Genomic DNA, 20,399 nt, shown 5'->3' with positions numbered 1-20,399 from the left:
CATCCTGCGGGACTGACATAAGAGGCACGCGCGCATAGGGGGCGTTTCGCCGTCGTACGACACTAGGACGCGTGATCCGTTACGACGCTCTGGACGCCCTTCCCGTACGCGCGGCCCTGCCCGGGCTGGACGACGCCCTGGCGGCGCACGGCACGGCCGTCCTGGTCGCGCCGACCGGCAGCGGCAAGACCACCCTCGTACCGCTGGCGCTGGCCGGCCTCCTGGACGACGACGCCCCCGCGCGGCGCGTGGTCGTGGCCGAGCCACGGCGGATCGCGGCCCGCGCGGCGGCCCGGCGGATGGCGTGGCTGCTGGGCGAGAAGGTCGGCGGGCGCGTCGGGTACACCGTGCGCGGCGAGCGGGTCGTCGGGCGGCACGCGCGCGTGGAGGTCGTGACGACCGGTGTGCTGCTCCAGCGGCTGCAGAGGGACCAGGAGCTCGCGGGCGTCGACGTGGTGGTCCTCGACGAGTGCCACGAGCGGCATCTGGACGCGGACACCACGGCGGCCTTCCTGTGGGACGTACGGCAGGCCCTGCGGCCGGAGCTGCGGCTGGTGGCCGCGTCGGCCACGACCGACGCGGAGGGCTGGGCCCGGCTGCTGGGCGGGGCGCCGGTGGTCGAGGCGCGGGGGCGCGCGTACGACGTCGAGGTGGTCTGGGCTCCCCCGGCCCGTCCGGTACGGCCCTCGCACGGCATGTGGGTCGATCCGGCGCTGCTGACGCATGTGGCGTCGGTGGTGCGGCGGGCGCTGGCCGAGCGGGAGGGGGACGTGCTGTGCTTCCTGCCCGGCGTGGGCGAGATCGCGCGGGTCGCCGGGCAGCTGGGCGGTCTCGGTGACGTGGACGTCCTCCAGGTGCACGGACGCGCCCCCGCCGCCGTGCAGGACGCGGTACTGGCGCCCGGCGGGAGGCGCCGGGTGGTGCTGGCGACCTCGGTGGCCGAGTCCTCGCTGACGGTGCCGGGCGTGCGGATCGTCGTCGACTCGGGGCTGACCCGGGAACCTCGCGTGGACCACGCGCGCGGCCTGAGCGCGCTGACGACGGTACGGGCCTCCCGCGCGGTCGGGAACCAGCGGCTGGGCCGGGCCGGGCGTGAGGCGCCGGGTGTGGCGTACCGCTGCTGGACGGAGGCCGAGGACGTCCGTCTGCCGCCTTTCCCGGCCCCTGAGATCAAAGTGGCCGACCTGACGTCGTTCGCCCTCCAGACGGCCTGCTGGGGCGATCCGGACGCCTCGGGGCTGGCGCTGCTGGACCCGCCGCCGGGCGGGGCGATGGCGGCCGCCCTGAGCGTGCTGTCGGCGGTCGGGGCGGTGGACGCCGACGGGCGGGCCACGGAGCGGGGCGTACGGCTGGCCCGGCTGGGGCTGCACCCCCGGCTCGGGCGGGCGCTGCTGGACGCCGGGGCCTCGGAGCAGGTGGCCGAGGTCGTGGCACTCCTCAGTGAGGAGCCGCCGCGGGAGTACGGGGACGATCTGGCGGCCGCGCTGAGGGCGGCCCGGCGCGGGGGCGACGCGTACGCGGGGCGGTGGCGTGCGGAGGTGCGGAGGCTGCGGGGCGTCGCGGCGGATGCTTCCCAGCCACCGGCCCATGGCTCCGGGACGCCTTCTGTGACCGAGGACGCCCTCGTCGGTCTCGTCGCCTCCCTCGCCTTCCCCGAGCGGGTCGCCAAGGTGGACGGCGGTTCCTACCTCATGGTGTCGGGGACCCGTGCCGAGGTCCGGGACGGCACCGGTCTGCGCGGGGCGCCCTGGATCGCCGTCGCCGTCGCGGACCGGCCCGTCGGCAAGGGGCACGCGCGTGTGCAGCTCGGCGCGGCCGTGGACGAGGAGACCGCGCGGCGGGCGGCCGGGGCGCTGCTCGACGAGCGGGACGAGGTCCACTGGGCCGACGGGGACGTCGTCGCGCGGCGGGTGGAGCGGCTGGGGGCGGTGGAGCTGGCTGTGCGCCCGCTCAGGAACCCCGACCCCGTTCTCGTACGGGAGGCTCTTCTCGACGGGTTGCGGCGGGACGGGTTGCGGCTGTTGCGGTGGTCGGCGGAGGCCGATGTGCTGCGGTTGCGGCTCGCCTTTCTGCGGCTGCATCTCGGGGAGCCGTGGCCGGAGGTGTCCGACGAAGCGCTCCACGCGCGCGTGGACGAGTGGCTGGAGCCGGAGCTCGGGCGGGCCCGGCGGCGGGCGGACCTCGCGCGTATCGACGCCGGGCAGGCGCTCGCCCGGCTGTTGCCGTGGTCCTCCGGGGAGGCCGCACGGCTCGATGAGCTCGCTCCGGAGCGGATCACCGTGCCCAGTGGGTCCAGGATCCGGATCGACTACACCGATCCCGAACAGCCCGTTCTCGCCGTCAAGCTGCAGGAGATGTTCGGGCTTGACCGGTCGCCCGCCGTCGCCGGGGTGCCGTTGCTCGTTCATCTGCTCTCGCCCGCCGGGCGGCCCGCCGCCGTCACCGCGGATCTCGCGTCGTTCTGGAAGGACGGTTACAACGGGGTGCGGGCTGATCTGCGGGGGCGGTATCCGAAGCATCCGTGGCCCGAGGATCCGGCGGGTGCGGAGCCGACGCGGTTCACCAACGCCCGGCTCAGGCGGTGACCGGTTCGGGTTCGGAGTTCGTGGCGGGCTCCGGTTCGTCCGGGCGGCGGCCGCGGGCCTCCAGATAGAGGGTGAGGGCCAGCAGGACGACGGCCAGACCCGCGAAGCCCCACGGGAGGTACGAGGTCATCAGCAGGACCAGGGTGCGGTTGGACCTGACCAGGTCGACGGTGTGCTCGATGTAGTCCTCGCGCATCTTCACGTGGCCGGCGAAGGCGGTCACCTTGTCGCGGTCGCCGAGGAGGGTGCCGCCGCGGAGTTCCTCCTTGTGGATCTCCTCGCCGTAGACCGGTGCGCCGGTGACGGGCTCGACCCAGAACTTGCGGACCGTGGTGTACCAGCGGGTCGTGCCGGTCTTCTCCAGCTGCTCGGGGGTGATGCCGGCGATGGGCAGCTTCTTGGGCCACTTCACCTGGGTCCAGGGGATGGTCTGCTCGAAGTAGTAGACCTCCAGACCACGGAAGTCCTGGGTGCCCTTGTAGTGGATGGGGTTCGAGGTGCGGGTCTGGGCGTCGAAGTACTCGTAGTCCCGTTTCTCGGTCAGGAAGGGCCACTTGAATTCGAGGCCCTCGCGCTTGACCGGGTCGCCGTCGACCATCTCGCCGGTGGCGTGGACCGGTTCCTGGGTGTGGGCGTCGAAGATGTACCGCTCGGGGATGTAGGCGACCTGCTCGCCGTCGGGGCCCTGGGCGTAGGAGAGGCCGTCCCAGACGACGACGTCCCGGCCGAGCGTCTTCTCGATCTTCTCCGACTCCTCGACGTTGCCCTTGAGGGTCTGCACGATGGTGACCTTGGAGACCTTCTTGACCTGCATGGAGTTGTCCATGAGGGTCGCGTCCCGCGCCTCCAGGACCATGTCCTGGTACTGGTTCGCGGGGATCTTGGCGAGGCGCGGGAAGGCGTACCAGCGCAGCATCGGCGACAGCGCCGCGAAGAACACGGCGAGGGCGAGCAGGATCAGACTGGCCCTGCGGCTCATCTCGGCCTCCCTGCCGGGTGGTTACGGGTGTGACGGCACCGTCGTCAGCAGCGGCTTCGGGGATGTCGTGCCGGTGGGCGAGCCCATCGCGGTGATCGTGAGGACCAGGGCGAGTGCGACGGCGAGGCCGATCGCGGCGGCGATCAGGGCACGCATACGGGCCTCCCGACGGGCCGGAACTGATAGGTCGTCAGGTTCGGCACCGTAGCAACGGGCGGCCGAGATGAGAACACGTTGCACACGACGGCGGCGCCCCTCCTCACGAGGGGCGCCGCCGTGGTCGTACAGAAGGAGCGAGCCGTTATGCGCTCGGGTCGGCCGACGGGCTCGGGGACTGCGTCGGGTCGGCTGCCGCGGCCACCGTCAGTTCGACGGTCAGGCTCGCGCCGCCGGAGGTGTTGATGCGCAGCAGGAACGTGCCCGTGGTGTCGTCCGCGTACAGCTTCGGCAGCTTGAGCAGACCGTCGGCGTCCGTCTCCAGGCCCGTGAGGGTGCGTACGGTCTTGCCGTCCGCGTCCTTGAAGTAGGGGCCCTTGGTGTTCTCGGTGGGGTCGTCCGCCGAGGTGATCAGGGTGGCGGTCGCCGCGACCCCGTCCGCGACCGCTCCGCCGTACGTCGCCCTGACCTCGACCTGGTCGGCGAACTCACCGCCGGGGGTGCAGGTCAGCGCGGTGTCGCTGGTGCGGGCGAGGGCGTCGGCGACACGCTCGGTGACGCTGGCCGTGTAGTCGAGGCCGGCGACGGCGCGGCCCACGACCGTGGCGCGGACGGTGAACTCGCCGGTCTTCTCGCCCGCCTTGAGGGCGGGCGCCACCGCGACGCCGGAGCTGTTGGTGACGACCGTGGCCACGCTCTCGCCGCCGGTGAAGGTGGTGTCGGTGTCGCCGACGATCGTGAAGCGGATCCGGACCTTGCCGACGGCCTTGCCGGCCGAGGTCTCGGCGCGGGTGCTGATCCGCTTGGTGAAGGTGTCGCCGGCCTGCGCGGTGAGCTTGGCGGTGCCCGCGTCCTCCAGGTGGTCCACCGTGTCGGTGGGCGTCGGAGTCGGGGTCGGGGTCGGGGTCGGCGTGCCGGGTGTCGACGGATTGCTCGGGGTGCCCGGTGTGCTCGGAGTGCCGGGGGTGCTCGGCGTACCGGGCGTCGACGGGGTCTCGGGCGACGGCGAAGGGCTCGCGCCGCTGTTCCCGTCGCTGGGGTTGCTGGGCAGGGTGCCGGTACCGTCCGGGATCTCGTGGGTGCCCTTGCGGTAGTACTCCAGCCACGACAGGACCGTGTTCAGGTACTCCGTCGAGTTGTTGTAGCTGAGGATCGCGCTGCGCAGGTCGGACTGGGTGGACAGGTCCCAGCCGTAGCGGCACAGGTAGTGGCCGGCCGCCAGCGCGGCGTCGTAGATGTTGTTGGGGTCCTTCTTGCCGTCGCCGTTGCCGTCGCGGCCGGCCCACGCCCAGGTGGAGGGGATGAACTGCATCGGGCCGACGGCCCGGTCGTAGACGCTGTCGCCGTCGTACGCGCCGCCGTCGGTGTCGCTGATGTGCGCGAAGCCGTTGCCGTCCAGCTTGGGGCCGAGGATCCGGCCGATGGTGTCGCCGTCCGCGTCGACCCGGCCGCCACGCGCCTGCCCGGACTCCACCTTGCCGATGGCGGCCAGGAGCTCCCAGGGCAGATTGCAGCCGGGCTTGGCCGACTGGAGCGTGGACGCCGCCTTCTTGTAGGCGTCGAGGACGGTCGCGGGTATCCCGGCCTCCGTCGCGCCGGGCGCGGCGGGCGTGCCGGTGGTGGGCGAGGGGCTCGGGCTGTCGAGGGGAGGCAGGTCCGTGTAGTACCGCGAATTGCCGGTCGCGCTGTCGGAGGCATCCGCGTCGGGGGTGGGCTGGGCGTCGGCCGCGGTCGATCTGCCGTTGCCGTCGACCGTCACGTCGGGTGCCTGGGACGCGGAGAGAGCCGCGACCGCCGCGGCGGCGACGGTGGTGGCGACCGCCCCCTTGCGCAGCCTCCTGCCGAATTGCGCCGACATAAACCGAACCCCTCCCGTGGACGCCCGAGCGTCCGTCTCCGTACGACGATCTCGTCATGGTGTGACGATCGAGCCGTGGTGCCGGTTGCCCTCGTGGAGCCTATCCATGCGCTGTTCTTGTGTTCGACCGCGCTCCCCGGCACGGCGACCCGTGCGACCCTACGACAACTTGCTTTGCACGGGCACCTGTTCGTGCCCGGTTTTCACCAGTTGGCCATACTGAGCCGGACCGACCACTCCATATCCGGGGGACTTCTTGATCCGGGGGACTTCTTGCCGTTCACGCTGAGCCACGCAGCCGCCGTACTGCCCGCCGTGCGCACCGACGGAACCGGCCGGGGGCCGCTGGTGCCCGCCGTGCTGTTCGCCGGTTCCTTCGCGCCCGACATGACCTACTACGCGGCGAGTGTCCTGGACGGGGCCATGGAGTTCGGGGAGTTCACGCACTCGTTCACGGGCGTCTTCACCTTCGACGTGCTCGTCGCCTGGGCGCTCGTGGGGCTGTGGCTGGTGGTGCGGGAGCCGCTGGTGGCGCTGTTGCCGGCGCGACGGCAGGGGCGGCCGGCGGCGCTGCTGCGGTGCGGCTCGCCGCGGGCGCGGGTGCGGGTGCCGTTGGTGGTGCGGTGGTATGTGTCCGCCGTGATCGGGGCGCTGACGCATGTCGTGTGGGACGCGTTCACGCATCTCGACCGGTGGGGGATGCGGTTGTTCCCGGTGCTCGGGGAGACGGTCGCGGGGTCGCCGCTGTACTGGTATCTGCAGTACGGAGGGTCGGCGGTGGCGGCGGTCGTGATCGGCGTGTTCGTGGTGCTCGCGCTGCGGCGGGCGCAGGTGCCGGAGCCGGTGTCGGTGTCGGTGCCGGGCGGGGTCTCCGGGGCGGTGGGGGTGCCTGTGCTGTCCCGGGCCGATCGATGGTGGGCCACCGCCGTGATGGGCGGCTGTGCGGCGGTGGCGGCCGTGCAGCGTGCCTCTCGGTGGTGGGACTACTGGGGGTCCACGGCGAAGCCCTGGGAGCTCATTCCGACCGTGTGCTTCGGCGCGGGGGCCGGACTGGTGCTGGGGGTGCTCGCGTACGCCGTGGGCGTCAGGGTGTGGCGTCCGGTTCCGGTGTCCGGTGCTGAGCCTGAGCTGAGCCGCCCGCGGTCGTGATGAAGACGGTGGCCGTGCGGACGGGGCGGGAGCGGGGCACCGCGGTGAGGAGCAGGGCCAGGTAGTCGCGGGCCTGTTCGGCGCAGCGGTGCCAGGTGCGGGCGGTGAGGGCCTGGCGGAGGGGTGTCGCTCTGTTGCGCAGGCTGGTTGCCGGCGGGGTGGGGATGTGGGGGGTGCCGGCCGTCGGCGCGAAGGGCGGGACCGGTGAGGGCTCGGGGGGCGTGGTCTCGCCGGTGGTCGCCTGCGCCGGGGCCGAGTGGCGGTGGAGCGTGCGTATACCCATGTCCGCATCTTTACGGGCGGGGTGGGCTGGGGGCGTGTTGGTGGGGACCACGTGGGTGACGAGGGGTTTCCCTTCGCCCCCGCCGCCCCTTCCCGGTCCCGTCCCCAGGGGGCTGCGCCCCCTTCGACCCCCCGCGGAGGGCGGGGGCGGGGGCCGGGGGGCTTTCGTGGGCGGGTGCGGGTGGGCGGGGGCTGGTCGCTCCCCCACTCTCGGCTTCGCTCGAGCGGGAGGGACCCCCATCGCGGCGGAGCCGCACGTTTGATACGGTCCCGCGCCCCTTGCGGGGCGCGTTGCCGATGCCGCCGGTGCATCTGGACCCGGCATTCTTCCCGCCCGACCACCGGACCCACCGCATCCGCACCGGCACCGCAGCCGACCGACGCCCCCTCGCCCCACCGCCGGAGGCAAGCGCACCTCACCCGCCCCACCGCCGGAGGCTAATGCGCCGCCGACTCCCAGTCCGCCCCCACTCCCACCGAGACGTCCAGCGGGGCCCTGAGGTGGACCGCGTTCGCCATCTCCCGGCGGACGATCTCCTCGACCTGTGCTCGCTCGCCCGGGGCGATCTCCAGGACGATTTCGTCGTGGACCTGGAGGAGCATGCGGGAGGTCAGGGCGGCTTCCCGCAGGGCCTTGTCGACGTTGAGCATCGCGATCTTGACGATGTCGGCCGCTGTGCCCTGGATGGGGGCGTTGAGAGCCATGCGTTCGGCTGCCTCGCGGCGCTGGCGGTTGTCGCTGTTGAGGTCGGGGAGGTAGCGGCGGCGGCCGAAGAGGGTGGCCGTGTAGCCGGTGGCCCTCGCCTCGTCGACCGCGCGCCGCAGATAGTCCCGGACACCGCCGAAGCGCTCGAAGTACGTGTCCATCAGGGCACGTGCCTCGCCCGCGTCGATGTTCAGCTGCTGGGACAGGCCGAAGGCGGACAGGCCGTACGCCAGGCCGTACGACATGGCCTTGATCTTGCGGCGCATCTCCGCGTCGACGTCCGCGCGGTCGACCGCGAACACCTGGGAGGCGACCGTGGTGTGCAGGTCCTCGCCGGAGGTGAAGGCCTCGATGAGGCCCTCGTCCTCGGAGAGGTGGGCCATGACGCGGAGTTCGATCTGGCTGTAGTCCGCGGTCATCAGGGATTCGAAGCCCTCGCCCACCACGAAGCCGCGGCGGATCGCCCTGCCCTCGTCCGTGCGGACCGGGATGTTCTGCAGGTTCGGGTCGGTGGAGGACAGCCGGCCCGTCGCCGCCACCGTCTGGTTGAACGTGGTGTGGATACGGCCGTCCGCAGCGACCGTCTTGATCAGGCCCTCCACGGTCACGCGGAGCTTGGCCTGCTCACGGTGGCGGAGCATGATCACCGGGAGTTCGTTGTCCGTCTGGGTGGCCAGCCAGGCCAGAGCGTCGGCGTCGGTGGTGTAGCCGGTCTTCGTCTTCTTGGTCTTGGGCAGGCCCAGCTCGCCGAAGAGGACCTCCTGGAGCTGCTTGGGCGAGCCCAGGTTGAACTCGTGCCCGGCCGCCGCGTGCGCTTCCTTCACCGCCTGCTGGACGGCGCCGGCGAACATCTGCTCCATGGCCTCCAGGTGGGCCCGGTCGGCGGCGATGCCGTGCCGCTCCAGGCGGGCCAGCAGGATGGAGGTGGGCAGCTCCATGTCACGCAGGAGGTCCGCGGCGCCGACCTCATCGAGGCGGGCCTCGAAGGCCTCGCCCAGGTCGAGGATGGCGCGGGCCTGGACCATGAGGGCCTCGGCCTCGGCGCCGTCGTCCGCGCCGAAGGCGAGCTGGCCGTCGGCCGCGGCGGCGGGCGCCAGCTCCCGGTGCAGATACTCCAGGGACAGGGCGTCCAGGTCGAAGGAGCGGCGGCCCGGCTTGACGAGGTACGCGGCGAGCGCGGTGTCCATGGCGACGCCCGCGATGCTCCAGCCGTGCTCGGCGAAGACCCGCATCGCGCCCTTGGCGTTGTGGAAGACCTTGGGCTTGCCGGCGTCGGCGAGCCAGGCGGCGAGGGCGGTCTCGTCCGCCTCGTCGAGCTGGGTGGGGTCGAGCCAGGCCGCCGCTCCCCCGGCCGCCGCGAGGGCGATCTCGGCGACCGAGCCGGTGCCCAGCGCCCAGCTGTCGACCGTGGCGACACCGAGGGTGCCGGTGCTGTGCTCGGTGAGCCAGGCCGTCAGCTCGCCCGTGCCCAGCACGATGCCGTCGAGCTCCACTCCGGCCGCCGCGGCCGGGGCCGGCTCGGCCTCCTCCGCACCCGGGTCGACGGCCAGCAGCCGCTCCCGCAGGGACGGGTTCCTGATCTCCAGGGTGTCGAGGATCATCGCGAGCGACTTGCGGTCGTACGGCGCGCGCTCCAGGTCGGCGACCGTCCTGGGCAGCTCGACGGTGCGGACCATCTCGGTCAGGCGGCGGTTGAGCTTGACCGCCTCCAGGTGGTCGCGGAGGTTCTGACCAGCCTTGCCCTTGACCTCGTCGACGCGCTCGACCAGGTCCGCGAAGGAACCGAACTGGTTGATCCACTTCGCGGCGGTCTTCTCGCCGACGCCCGGGATGCCCGGCAGGTTGTCGGACGGGTCGCCGCGCAGGGCCGCGAAGTCGGGGTACTGGGCGGGGGTCAGTCCGTACTTCTCGAACACCTTCTCCGGGGTGAACCGGGTCAGCTCCGAGACACCCTTCGTCGGGTACAGCACGGTGGTGTGCTCGCTGACGAGCTGGAAGGAGTCACGGTCGCCGGTGACGATCAGCACGTCGAAGCCCTCGGCCTCGGCCTGGGTGGCCAGCGTCGCGATGATGTCGTCGGCCTCGAAGCCGTCGACCGCGAACCGCGACACCTGCATCGCGTCGAGGACCTCGCCGATCAGCTCGACCTGGCCCTTGAACTCGTCCGGGGTCTTGGAGCGGTTGGCCTTGTACTCCGTGAACTCCTCGGAGCGCCAGGTCTTGCGGGAGACGTCGAAGGCCACGGCGAAGTGGGTCGGCGCCTCGTCGCGCAAGGTGTTGGCGAGCATCGAGGCGAAGCCGTAGATCGCGTTCGTCGGCTGGCCCGTCGCGGTCGTGAAGTTCTCCGCGGGCAGCGCGAAGAACGCGCGGTACGCCAGCGAGTGCCCGTCCATGAGCATCAGACGAGGGCGGCTGCCGCCGGGGCTGTTGTCGGTCTTCTTCGCTGCTGTCTCTGCCACGACCCCGATCCTGCCACGAGCCACTGACAGTCAGCCCCGCCCGCCACCGACGACAGGCATCGCTGCCGCTCTCCGCCCGCCCGGGGATCACCGCTGTCACTCCCGCGTGCGAGGATCGGAGACGTACCTCACATGTGTGTGCGACCAGTGAGCCGCAGAAGCGCGCCGAGGTCGAGGGCGCGAACGCGCGGAGGCCCGACGCAGGAGGGCTGAGCACGGTCGCGCTCTCGACCTCGGCTGGAGCGCTCCGGAGGCGAACTAAGGACAAGGAGTGTGTGCGATGGCCACCAAGCCGCCCAAGGGCGATCCCGTTCAGGACGCTCCCGAGGTCGCCGAGCCGAAGCATGCGGCGGCGGGACTGCCCGCCATCGGGCACACCCTGCGGATCGCGCAGCAGCAGATGGGCGTCAAGCGGACCGCGCTCACCCTGCTGCGGGTCAATCAGAAGGACGGCTTCGACTGCCCCGGCTGCGCCTGGCCCGAGCCGGACCACCGGCACAAGGCGGAGTTCTGCGAGAACGGCGCGAAGGCGGTCGCCGAGGAGGCCACCCTGCGCCGGGTCACCCCGGAGTTCTTCGCCGCGCACCCCGTCGCCGACCTCGCCACCCGCAGCGGCTACTGGCTGGGACAGCAGGGGCGGCTCACCCACCCCATGTACCTGCCCGAGGGCGGCACCCACTACGAGCCGGTGGCCTGGGAGCGCGCCTTCGACATCATCGCCGAGGAGATCGCCGCACTCGGCTCCCCCGACGAGGCCCTCTTCTACACCTCGGGCCGCACCAGTAACGAGGCGGCGTTCCTCTACCAGCTGTTCGCGCGCGAGCTCGGCACCAACAACCTGCCGGACTGCTCCAACATGTGCCACGAGTCCTCGGGTTCGGCGCTCGTGGAGACCATCGGCATCGGCAAGGGCAGCGTCCTGCTCGAAGACCTCTACAAGGCCGACCTGATCGTCGTCGCCGGCCAGAACCCCGGCACCAACCACCCCCGTATGCTCACCGCCCTGGAGAAGGCCAAGGCGGGCGGCGCGAAGGTCATCAGCGTCAACCCGCTGCCCGAGGCGGGCCTGGAGCGGTTCAAGAACCCGCAGACCCCGCAGGGCATGCTCAAGGGCGCCGCCCTCACCGACCTGTTCCTGCAGATCCGCATCGGCGGCGACCAGGCCCTCTTCCGCCTCCTCAACAAGCTGATCCTGGAGACGGAGAGCGCCGTCGACCAGGAGTTCATCGACGAACACACCCACGGCTTCGAGGAGTTCGCCGAGGCCGCGCGCGCCGCCGACTGGGACGAGACGCTCACCGCGACCGGCCTCACGCGCGCGGAGATCGAGCAGGCCCTCGCCATGGTGCTCGCCTCGAAGCGCACCATCGTCTGCTGGGCCATGGGCCTCACCCAGCACAAGCACGCCGTGCCGACCATCCGCGAGGTCGTCAACTTCCTCCTCCTGCGCGGCAACATCGGCCGCCCGGGCGCGGGCGTCTGCCCGGTCCGCGGCCACTCCAACGTGCAGGGCGACCGCACGATGGGCATCTTCGAGCGGCCCGCGCCCGCCTTCCTGGACGCCCTGGAGAAGGAGTTCGGCTTCGCCCCGCCGCGCGAGCACGGCTTCGACGTCGTACGGGCCATCCAGGCGCTGCGCGACGGCGAGGCGAAGGTCTTCTTCGCCATGGGCGGCAACTTCGTCTCCGCCTCCCCCGACACCGACGTCACCGAGGCGGCCATGCGGCGCGCGCGGCTGACGGTGCACGTGTCGACCAAGCTGAACCGCTCGCACGTGGTCACGGGCGCGCGTGCCCTGATCCTGCCCACCCTCGGCCGCACCGAGCGCGATCTCCAGGGCAGCGGCGAGCAGTTCGTGACCGTCGAGGACTCCATGGGCATGGTCCACGCCTCCCGCGGCCGCCTGGAGCCCGCGAGCGCGCAGCTGCTGTCCGAGCCGGCCATCGTGGCCCGCCTCGCCCGCCGGGTGCTGGGCGACGAGTCCCGTACGCCGTGGGAGGAGTTCGAGAAGGACTACGCCACGATCCGGGACCGCATCGCGCGCGTGATCCCCGGGTTCGAGGACTTCAACGCGCGTGTGGCCCGCCCCGGGGGCTTCGCCCTCCCGCACGCCCCGCGCGACGAGCGCCGCTTCCCGACCGCCACCGGCAAGGCCAACTTCACCGCCGCGCCCGTGGAGTTCCCCGCGCTGCCCGAGGGCCGGCTGCTGCTGCAGACGCTGCGCTCGCACGACCAGTACAACACCACGATCTACGGCCTCGACGACCGCTACCGGGGCATCAGGAACGGCCGCCGGGTCGTCCTGGTCAACCCCGAGGACGCGCAGCGGCTGAAGGTCGCCGACGGCTCCTACGTCGACCTCGTCAGCGAGTGGAAGGACGGCGTGGAGCGGCGGGCGCCCGGCTTCCGGGTCGTGCACTACCCGACCGCGCGCGGGTGCGCGGCCGCCTACTACCCGGAGACCAACGTCCTCGTCCCGCTGGACGCCACCGCCGACACCAGCAACACCCCGGCCAGCAAGTCCGTCGTCGTACGTCTGGAACAATCGACGACCGACTGAGCGTTTGCTCAGCCGAGTGATCCCGACGTGAGCCATCGCGACGAACGGAGCCGGGCCCCATGGGCGAGCAGCAGCACGTGAAGTTCCCACAAGAGGTCGTCGACGAGTACGCGGCGCTCGGCGTCGACCTGCCGGCGCTGTTCTCCGCGGGACACCTCGGTACGCGCATGGGCGTGCAGATCGTCGAGGCGTCCGCGGACCGGGTCGTCGGGACCATGCCGGTCGAGGGCAACACCCAGCCGTACGGGCTGCTGCACGGCGGCGCCTCCGCCGTGCTCGCCGAGACCCTCGGCTCGGTCGGCTCGATGCTGCACGGCGGCAGCTCCAAGATCGCCGTGGGCGTCGACCTCAACTGCACCCACCACCGCGGTGCGCGCTCCGGCCTGGTGACCGGCGTCGCCACGCCGGTGCACCGGGGGCGCTCGACGGCGACGTACGAGATCGTGATCAGCGACGAGGACGGGCGGCGGGTGTGCACCGCCCGGCTGACGTGCCTGCTGCGGGACGTGCGGCCCGGCGACGGGGCGCACATACAGTCCGCGGGCTGACGGCACGCGCGCGCAGCTGAGACCTGGCGGCGTGGACGTGCGCGTGCGGGCCGACGGCCGACGTCGCGGTCGAGTGACGGCGGCGCCCCGTCGCGGGCGTCCCGGACGGCCTCTGGCCCGACACCTCCCCCACGCTCTAGCGTCAAGGCATGGGAACGGGAGGACCCCCGGCGCTCGGGGACGCGGCGGCAGCGGTCCGGCCGGCCGTCGGCGACGGGCACCGGCGGTGAGCGCCACAGGACCGGCCGAGCCGAGCGAGGGCACCGTGCGCGGCATCGGCCCTGTCGAGCCCCCTGATGGCGCTCTGGACGGCATCGGCCCTGTCGAGCCGCCTGATGGCGCTCTGGACGGCATCGGCCCTGTCGAGCCCGCCGCAGGCGCCCTGGGCGGCATCGGACCCGCCGAACCGGCCGCAGGCGCCATCGGCATCGGCATCGGGCCCGTCGAGCCGGGAGAAGGCACCTGGGACGCCTTCGAGGCCCCCGTGGTCCCCCGGCCCGCCCGTCTGGCCCATGGGCGTCTCGCGGAGCTGTACGGCAGGCACCGGCGGGCCGTTCTCGGTGGTGTGACGGCGTTCGTGCTGCTCGTGGGCGGGGGCTACCTCTATGCGACACGCCCGGAGCCGCCGGAGCCGCCGCCACCGCCGTATCCGTCCCAGGTGACGGACATGCACTACCTGAGCTCGGAGGTCACCCCCGCGGGCGCTCCGGACAGGAGTTTCAGCTTCGGGGTGGAACTGACCGTGCTCGCCGGGCCACCGGTCACCGTGACGCGGATTTCCCAGCCGTACCAGGGCCTGTCCGTGAAATCGACCCCGGCGGCGCCTTTCCGTACGGAAGCGGGGACGAGCCGCAAAGTCGTGGTCACCATGCATGTCACGCAATGCCGGAAAGTGCCATGGAACGCCGGGCTCCCTTTCCTCGACGTAACTCTACGTAATACGCGCGCAATAGAAGTGCACAGTTTCATCCTGGGCGAGCGCTATGCGCAACAGCTCTCCGAGGCCCTACAAGTCGCCTGCAGCAACGGTTTCAGGTAATTACCAAAACACCCGAGACACCTGAACAACCCCGTACGGATCCTGCGGATTCTCACTATGTGGACAGGGCGAATCAGGCCGAATTCCACTGTTCCACCCACTCAGTACCGCTCTGCATTACGACGTGTCATAACAAGAGCGTCACAGCCTCCGTCAGACACTCCTCCACGATCCCCCCACACGCTTAGAGTCACGCCCAGTCACCGCGCCACAGGATTACCTAACCTATGACCAGCGCAGAGACTCGGCCGCTTCCACGGGGAAGCGCCGCGCCAGTGAAAGGACGAATCGTGCGTCAACGTTCGCTCATCACCATCACCGCCGCGCTGGCGGCGGGAGCACTCACCCTCACCGCCTGCGGCTCGCGCGACGACGACGGCGGCTCGGACTCCGGTAGCGGCGGCACCAAGGTCGTCATCGGCGTCGACGCCCCTCTGACGGGTGACCTGTCCGCTCTGGGTCTCGGCATCAAGAACTCGGTCGACCTCGCCGCCAAGACGGCCAACAAGCAGAAGCTCGTCGACGGCGTCACCTTCGAGATCAAGGCCCTCGACGACCAGGCGCAGCCCTCCTCGGGCCAGGCCAACGCCTCCACCCTGGTCGCCGACAAGGACGTCCTCGGTGTCGTCGGCCCGCTGAACTCCTCCGTCGCCGAGTCGATGCAGAAGGTCTTCGACGACGCCAAGCTCGTCGAGGTCTCCCCGGCCAACACCGGCCCGGCCCTCACCCAGGGTGTCAACTGGCAGAAGGAGAAGGTCCGCACCTACAAGTCGTACTTCCGCACGTCGACCACGGACGCCATCCAGGGCCCGTTCGCCGCGCAGTACGTCTACAACGACGCGAAGAAGACCAAGGTCTTCGTCATCGACGACAAGAAGACCTACGGCGCCGGTCTCGCCGCCACCTTCACCGCGGAGTTCAAGAAGCTCGGCGGCAAGGTCGTGGGCACCCAGCACATCGACCCCACCACCAAGGACTTCTCCGCGGTCGCCACCCAGGTGAAGAACTCCGGCGCCGACGTCGTCTACTACGGCGGTGAGTACCCGCAGGCCGGCCCGCTCAGCAAGCAGATCAAGGCCGCCGGCGCCAAGGTCCCGCTCGTCGGCGGTGACGGCATCTACGACCCGACCTTCATCGAGCTGGCCGGCGCCAACAGCACCGGCGACCTCGCCACCTCCGTCGGTGCCCCGGTCGAGGAGCTCGACTCCGCCAAGCAGTTCGTCGCCGACTACAAGGCGGCGGGCTACAAGGAGGAGTACGCGGCCTACGGCGGTTACTCCTACGACGCCGCCTGGTCGATCATCCTCGCCGTGAAGAAGGTCGTCGAGGACAACGACGGCAAGCTGCCGTCCGACGCCCGCGCGAAGATCACCGCCGCCGTCCAGAACGTCTCCTTCGACGGTGTGACCGGCAAGGTCTCCTTCGACCAGTACGGTGACGCCACCAACAAGCAGCTCACCGTCTACGCCGTCGAGAACGGCGCCTGGAAGGCCGTCAAGTCCGGCACCTACACAGGCTGATAGAGACCCGCAGCACCACCTGATCGAGCCGCGCGGGGCGCTGTTCCACTGGCGCCCCGCGCGGACTCGCATCCGGCCTCAACCGGCCACACACCCGGCCACACATCCGTCGAACATCCGAAGTCTCGGAGGACATGCGGTGAACGAACTGCCGCAGCAGCTGGTCAACGGCCTGCTACTAGGAGCAATGTACGGGCTCGTCGCCATCGGCTACACAATGGTCTACGGCATCGTCCAGCTCATCAACTTCGCCCACGGCGAGATCTTCATGACCGGTGGATTCGGTGCCGTCACCGTCTACCTGTACGTACTGCCCGACGGCACCTCGATGGCGATCGCCCTGCCCCTCATGCTCCTGGGCGCCGTCATCGTCTCCGTCACCGTCGCCGTCGGAGCGGAACGGTTCGCCTACCGCCCCCTGCGCACCGCCCCACGCCTCGCCCCCCTCATCACCGCCATCGGCCTCTCCCTGGCCCTGCAGCAGGCGGTCTGGGCCTGGTACCCCGACGCCAAGTCGCCCATCAAGTTCCCGGAGATCGAAGGCGGCCCCTTCGAGATCGGCAGCGTCACCATCCAGACCGGTGACATCTTCCTGTTCATCGCCGCACCCATCAGCATGGCGATCCTCGCCTACTTCGTCATGAAGACCCGCACCGGACGCGGCATGCAGGCCACCGCCCAGGACCCCGACACCGCCAAGCTCATGGGCGTCAACACCGACCGCATCATCGTGATCGCCTTCGCCCTCGGCGCCGCCTTCGCCGCCGTCGGATCCGTCGCCTACGGCCTCAAGTACGGCCAGGTCGACTTCATGATGGGCTTCATCCTCGGCCTCAAGGCCTTCACCGCGGCCGTCCTCGGCGGCATCGGCAACATCTACGGCGCCATGATCGGCGGCGTCGTGCTCGGCCTCGCCGAAACCCTCGCCACCGCGTACATCGCCGACGTCCCCGGCTTCGACAAGCTCGGTGGCCAGTCCTGGGCCAACGTCTGGGCCTTCGTACTCCTCATCCTCGTACTCCTGTTCAGGCCTCAGGGTCTGCTCGGCGAGCGCGTCGCTGACAGGGCGTGACACCGATGACCACACAGACCACCGAAACCTCCGGCGCCCCCCTCCAGAAGGAAACCGCGCCCACCGGCCTCATCGGCATCCCCGAGAACATCGGCCGCGCACTCGCCACCGGCGGTGGCGCCCTCGCCGTCGTCTCCACCTTCCTCGCCTGGACCTGGACCAGCGAATTCCCCGGCGACCTCACCGTCTACGGCTACCCAGGCGGCCTCCAGGTCCTCGTCCTCATCGGCGGCGCCCTCACCGCGCTCCTCGGCCTCGCCTCCTACGGAGTCAAGGGCCTGGGCTGGCTCACCCCCGCGGGTGCCGACAGCGCCGTCAAACTCGCCGCACTCGGCACCTTCGCCACCGCCTGGTACACCGTCATCGCCATCAGCGTGAACCTCGGCGGCGTCGTCAACCTCGAACCCGGCGGCTACATCGTCGCCGTTGCCACCCTCGCCGCCGTCCTCGGCGCCTTCTCCCTGCCCTTCGTCCACCCGGAACCCGACCCCATCGACCCGGACGACACCGGCTGGGAGCAGTTCAAGCACAACGGACGCCACAGCTGGTCCGTCTTCAAGGCGTCCATCGCCTCCGGCACCCCCGGCAAGGCACCCCAGCTCCCCGCCTACGCCGAGATCCTCATCATCGTCGCCGCCCTCGCCGTCGGCCTCACGGTCTTCACCTACGGCATCGGCACCGAGTACGACGAGCTCTTCATCGGCTTCCTCATCACCGTCGGCTTCCTCTTCGCCGCCGTCTCCAAGGCCGGGCTCGTGGCCCGGGTCTCGGGGATCACCGCGAAGCACCGCAACGTCACCATGATCGGTGCGTTCGTCGCCGCAGCGGCCTTCCCCTTCACCCAGTCCGACGACCGCTACGCGACCCTCGGCGTCTACATCCTCATCTTCGCCACCGTCGCCCTCGGCCTGAACATCGTCGTCGGCCTCGCCGGCCTCCTCGACCTCGGATACGTCGCCTTCCTCGGCGTCGGCGCCTACACCGCGGCCCTGGTCTCCGGCTCCCCGACCTCACCGCTCGGCGTCCAGTGGCCCTTCTGGGCCTCCGCGCTCCTCGGCGCCGCAGTCGCCATGGTCTTCGGCGTCCTCATCGGCGCCCCCACCCTGCGACTGCGCGGCGACTACCTCGCCATCGTGACCCTCGGCTTCGGAGAGATCTTCCGCATCACCGTCCTCAACATGGACGGCACCTCGGGCCCCGACATCACCAACGGCTCCAACGGCATCGCCTCGATCCCCAACCTGGAGATCCTCGGCTTCGACTTCGGTCAGACCCACGAGATCGCCGGCTTCAGCATCGCCCGCTTCGCGAACTACTTCCTGCTGATGCTGCTCATCACCCTCGTCGTCGTGGTGGTCTTCCGCCGCAGCAGCGACTCCCGCATCGGCCGCGCCTGGATCGCCATCCGCGAAGACGAGACCGCCGCCCTCGCCATGGGCATCAACGGCTTCCGCGTCAAGCTCATCGCCTTCGCCCTCGGCGCCACCCTCGCCGGCCTCGCCGGCACCGTCCAGGCCCACGTCACCTACACCGTGACGCCCGAGCAGTACCAGTTCGCCGGACCCGTCCCGCCCAACTCGGCGTTCCTGCTCGCCGCCGTCGTCCTCGGCGGCATGGGCACGATCGCGGGTCCCCTCGTCGGTGCCGCACTGCTCTACCTCATCCCGGCCAAGCTCCAGTTCATGGCCAACTACCAGCTCTTCGCCTTCGGTGTCGCCCTCATCCTCCTGATGCGCTTCCGCCCCGAGGGCCTCATCCCCAACCGGCGCCGCCAGCTCGAGTTCCACGAAGAGACCGAAGCGCCCACAGTCCTCGGCAAGGCAGGGGCCTGACACATGACCACCACCACTGTTTCCGGGACGACCGTCCTCGACGCCCGCGGCGTCACCATGCGCTTCGGCGGCCTCACCGCCGTACGCAACGTCGACCTCCAGGTCAACAGCGGCGAGATCGTCGGCCTCATCGGCCCCAACGGCGCCGGCAAGACGACGTTCTTCAACTGCCTCACCGGGCTCTACATCCCCACCGAGGGCGAAGTCCGCTACCAGGGCAACGTCCTGCCGCCCAAGTCCTTCAAGGTCACCGCCGCCGGCATCGCCCGCACCTTCCAGAACATCCGTCTCTTCGCCAACATGACGGTCCTGGAAAACGTGCTCGTCGGCCGCCACACCCGCACCAAGGAAGGCCTCTGGTCCGCCCTCCTGCGCGGCCCCGGCTTCCACCGCGCCGAAGCGGCCTCCCGCGAACGCGCCATGGAACTCCTCGAGTTCGTCGGCCTCGCCAACAAGGCCGAACACCTCGCCCGCAACCTCCCCTACGGCGAACAGCGCAAGCTGGAGATCGCCCGGGCACTCGCGAGCGAACCCGGCCTGCTCCTCCTCGACGAGCCCACAGCCGGCATGAACCCCCAGGAGACGCGGGCCACCGAAGAACTCGTCTTCGCCATCCGCGACCGCGGCATCGCCGTCCTCGTCATCGAGCACGACATGCGCTTCATCTTCAACCTCTGCGACCGCGTCGCCGTGCTCGTCCAAGGCGAGAAGCTCGTCGAGGGCGACAGCACCACGGTCCAGGGCGACGAACGCGTGATCGCCGCCTACCTCGGCGAACCCTTCGAGGACGCCCCCGGCGCCGCCGAAGTCGCGGAGGTCGAGGCGGCCGAGGCACAGGCCGACACCACGACCGACGCCGCGCCCGGCAAGGAGAACGACCGATGACCGCACTCCTCGAAGTAGAGGACCTCCGAGTCGCCTACGGCAAGATCGAAGCCGTCAAGGGCATCTCCTTCAAGGTCGAGGCCGGCGAAGTCGTCACCCTCATCGGCACCAACGGCGCCGGCAAGACGACGACCCTGCGCACCCTCTCCGGCCTCCTCAAGCCGGTCGGCGGCCAGATCAAGTTCGACGGCAAGTCGCTGAAGAAGATCCCCGCCCACCAGATCGTCTCGCTCGGGCTCGCCCACTCCCCCGAGGGCCGGCACATCTTTCCGCGCATGACGATCGAGGACAACCTCCGCCTCGGCGCCTTCCTCCGGAACGACAAGCCGGGCATCGAGAAGGACATCCAGCGCGCCTACGACCTCTTCCCGATCCTGGGAGAGCGCCGCAAGCAGGCCGCGGGAACCCTCTCGGGCGGTGAGCAGCAGATGCTGGCGATGGGCCGCGCGCTCATGTCCCAGCCGAAGCTGCTCATGCTGGACGAGCCCTCCATGGGCCTGTCCCCGATCATGATGCAGAAGATCATGGCGACCATCGCCGAGCTGAAGTCGCAGGGCACAACGATTCTCCTCGTCGAGCAGAACGCCCAGGCGGCTCTGTCGCTGGCCGACCACGGCCACGTGATGGAGATCGGCAAGATCGTGCTGTCGGGCAGCGGACAGGACCTGCTGCACGACGAGTCGGTACGCAAGGCGTACCTCGGCGAGGACTGAGTCCCCGCTCTCGTCCACCGAACGACGAGGCCCGCGCCCCCTCCCGGGGACGCGGG

The 20,399-nt window shown here is 70.7% G+C and carries 15 protein-coding genes; 10 read left to right on the top strand and 5 right to left on the bottom strand.

Annotated elements, in window-relative coordinates:
• The first annotated feature begins 71 nt into the window (after positions 1-71).
• Positions 72-2,585 (top strand): ATP-dependent helicase HrpB, encoded by a 2,514-nt coding sequence (gene hrpB / locus PH203_RS03485; protein WP_289915891.1) that lies wholly within the window; start codon positions 72-74, stop codon positions 2,583-2,585.
• Here hrpB and PH203_RS03480 read toward each other — a convergent pair.
• The 3 genes from PH203_RS03480 to PH203_RS03470 form a co-directional block, all read right to left on the bottom strand.
• On the bottom strand, positions 2,575-3,564 hold the full coding sequence (locus tag PH203_RS03480) for a DUF3068 domain-containing protein (protein ID WP_289915890.1): 990 nt from the start codon (positions 3,562-3,564) through the stop codon (positions 2,575-2,577). The two genes, hrpB and PH203_RS03480, sit on opposite strands and share 11 nt — an antisense overlap.
• Positions 3,565-3,585: 21 nt before the next feature.
• A complete protein-coding gene (locus PH203_RS03475; RefSeq protein ID WP_289915888.1) occupies positions 3,586-3,720 on the bottom strand; it encodes an SPW_0924 family protein in 135 nt (44 codons plus the stop codon).
• A gap of 145 nt (positions 3,721-3,865) precedes the next feature.
• On the bottom strand, positions 3,866-5,578 hold the full coding sequence (locus tag PH203_RS03470) for a lytic transglycosylase domain-containing protein (RefSeq protein WP_289915885.1): 1,713 nt from the start codon (positions 5,576-5,578) through the stop codon (positions 3,866-3,868).
• Between the two features lie 273 nt (positions 5,579-5,851).
• Between PH203_RS03470 and PH203_RS03465 the strand changes: the two genes are divergently transcribed.
• Positions 5,852-6,727 (top strand): DUF4184 family protein, encoded by an 876-nt coding sequence (locus tag PH203_RS03465; RefSeq protein WP_289915883.1) that lies wholly within the window; start codon positions 5,852-5,854, stop codon positions 6,725-6,727.
• Here PH203_RS03465 and PH203_RS03460 read toward each other — a convergent pair.
• On the bottom strand, positions 6,663-7,010 hold the full coding sequence (locus PH203_RS03460) for a hypothetical protein (RefSeq protein WP_289915882.1): 348 nt from the start codon (positions 7,008-7,010) through the stop codon (positions 6,663-6,665). The two genes, PH203_RS03465 and PH203_RS03460, sit on opposite strands and share 65 nt — an antisense overlap.
• 437 nt (positions 7,011-7,447) lie before the next feature.
• Complete coding sequence (polA, locus tag PH203_RS03455; RefSeq protein ID WP_289915879.1) at positions 7,448-10,174, bottom strand: DNA polymerase I; 2,727 nt, start codon at positions 10,172-10,174, stop codon at positions 7,448-7,450.
• 280 nt (positions 10,175-10,454) lie between these two features.
• Between polA and PH203_RS03450 the strand changes: the two genes are divergently transcribed.
• From PH203_RS03450 to PH203_RS03415, 8 genes are all read left to right on the top strand, one after another.
• Positions 10,455-12,734 carry an FdhF/YdeP family oxidoreductase gene (locus tag PH203_RS03450; protein WP_289915877.1) on the top strand — a complete coding sequence of 760 codons (2,280 nt, stop codon included), beginning with the start codon at positions 10,455-10,457 and terminating at the stop codon, positions 12,732-12,734.
• Positions 12,735-12,793: 59 nt separating this feature from the next.
• A complete protein-coding gene (locus tag PH203_RS03445; RefSeq protein ID WP_289915875.1) occupies positions 12,794-13,282 on the top strand; it encodes a hotdog fold thioesterase in 489 nt (162 codons plus the stop codon).
• Positions 13,283-13,709: 427 nt separating this feature from the next.
• Positions 13,710-14,321 carry a Tat pathway signal sequence domain protein gene (locus PH203_RS03440; protein ID WP_289916619.1) on the top strand — a complete coding sequence of 204 codons (612 nt, stop codon included), beginning with the start codon at positions 13,710-13,712 and terminating at the stop codon, positions 14,319-14,321.
• Positions 14,322-14,611: 290 nt separating this feature from the next.
• Positions 14,612-15,841 (top strand): branched-chain amino acid ABC transporter substrate-binding protein, encoded by a 1,230-nt coding sequence (locus PH203_RS03435; RefSeq protein WP_289915874.1) that lies wholly within the window; start codon positions 14,612-14,614, stop codon positions 15,839-15,841.
• 139 nt (positions 15,842-15,980) lie between these two features.
• Complete coding sequence (locus tag PH203_RS03430; RefSeq protein ID WP_289915872.1) at positions 15,981-16,913, top strand: branched-chain amino acid ABC transporter permease; 933 nt, start codon at positions 15,981-15,983, stop codon at positions 16,911-16,913.
• Between the two features lie 5 nt (positions 16,914-16,918).
• A complete protein-coding gene (locus tag PH203_RS03425) occupies positions 16,919-18,745 on the top strand; it encodes a branched-chain amino acid ABC transporter permease (RefSeq protein ID WP_289915870.1) in 1,827 nt (608 codons plus the stop codon).
• Positions 18,746-18,748: 3 nt separating this feature from the next.
• Entirely contained in the window at positions 18,749-19,630 is an 882-nt protein-coding gene (locus PH203_RS03420) for an ABC transporter ATP-binding protein (protein ID WP_289915868.1), read from the top strand.
• Positions 19,627-20,343 carry an ABC transporter ATP-binding protein gene (locus tag PH203_RS03415; protein ID WP_289915867.1) on the top strand — a complete coding sequence of 239 codons (717 nt, stop codon included), beginning with the start codon at positions 19,627-19,629 and terminating at the stop codon, positions 20,341-20,343. Before PH203_RS03420 ends, PH203_RS03415 begins: the two co-directional genes overlap by 4 nt.
• Positions 20,344-20,399 lie beyond the last annotated feature (56 nt).

Origin of the sequence: Streptomyces sp. S.PB5 (genome assembly GCF_030403745.1) — a bacterium.
In the GTDB taxonomy this organism is placed as follows: domain Bacteria; phylum Actinomycetota; class Actinomycetes; order Streptomycetales; family Streptomycetaceae; genus Streptomyces.
Note: the sequence above shows the minus strand (reverse complement) of the source record. Positions and strands in the feature narration are given on the sequence as shown.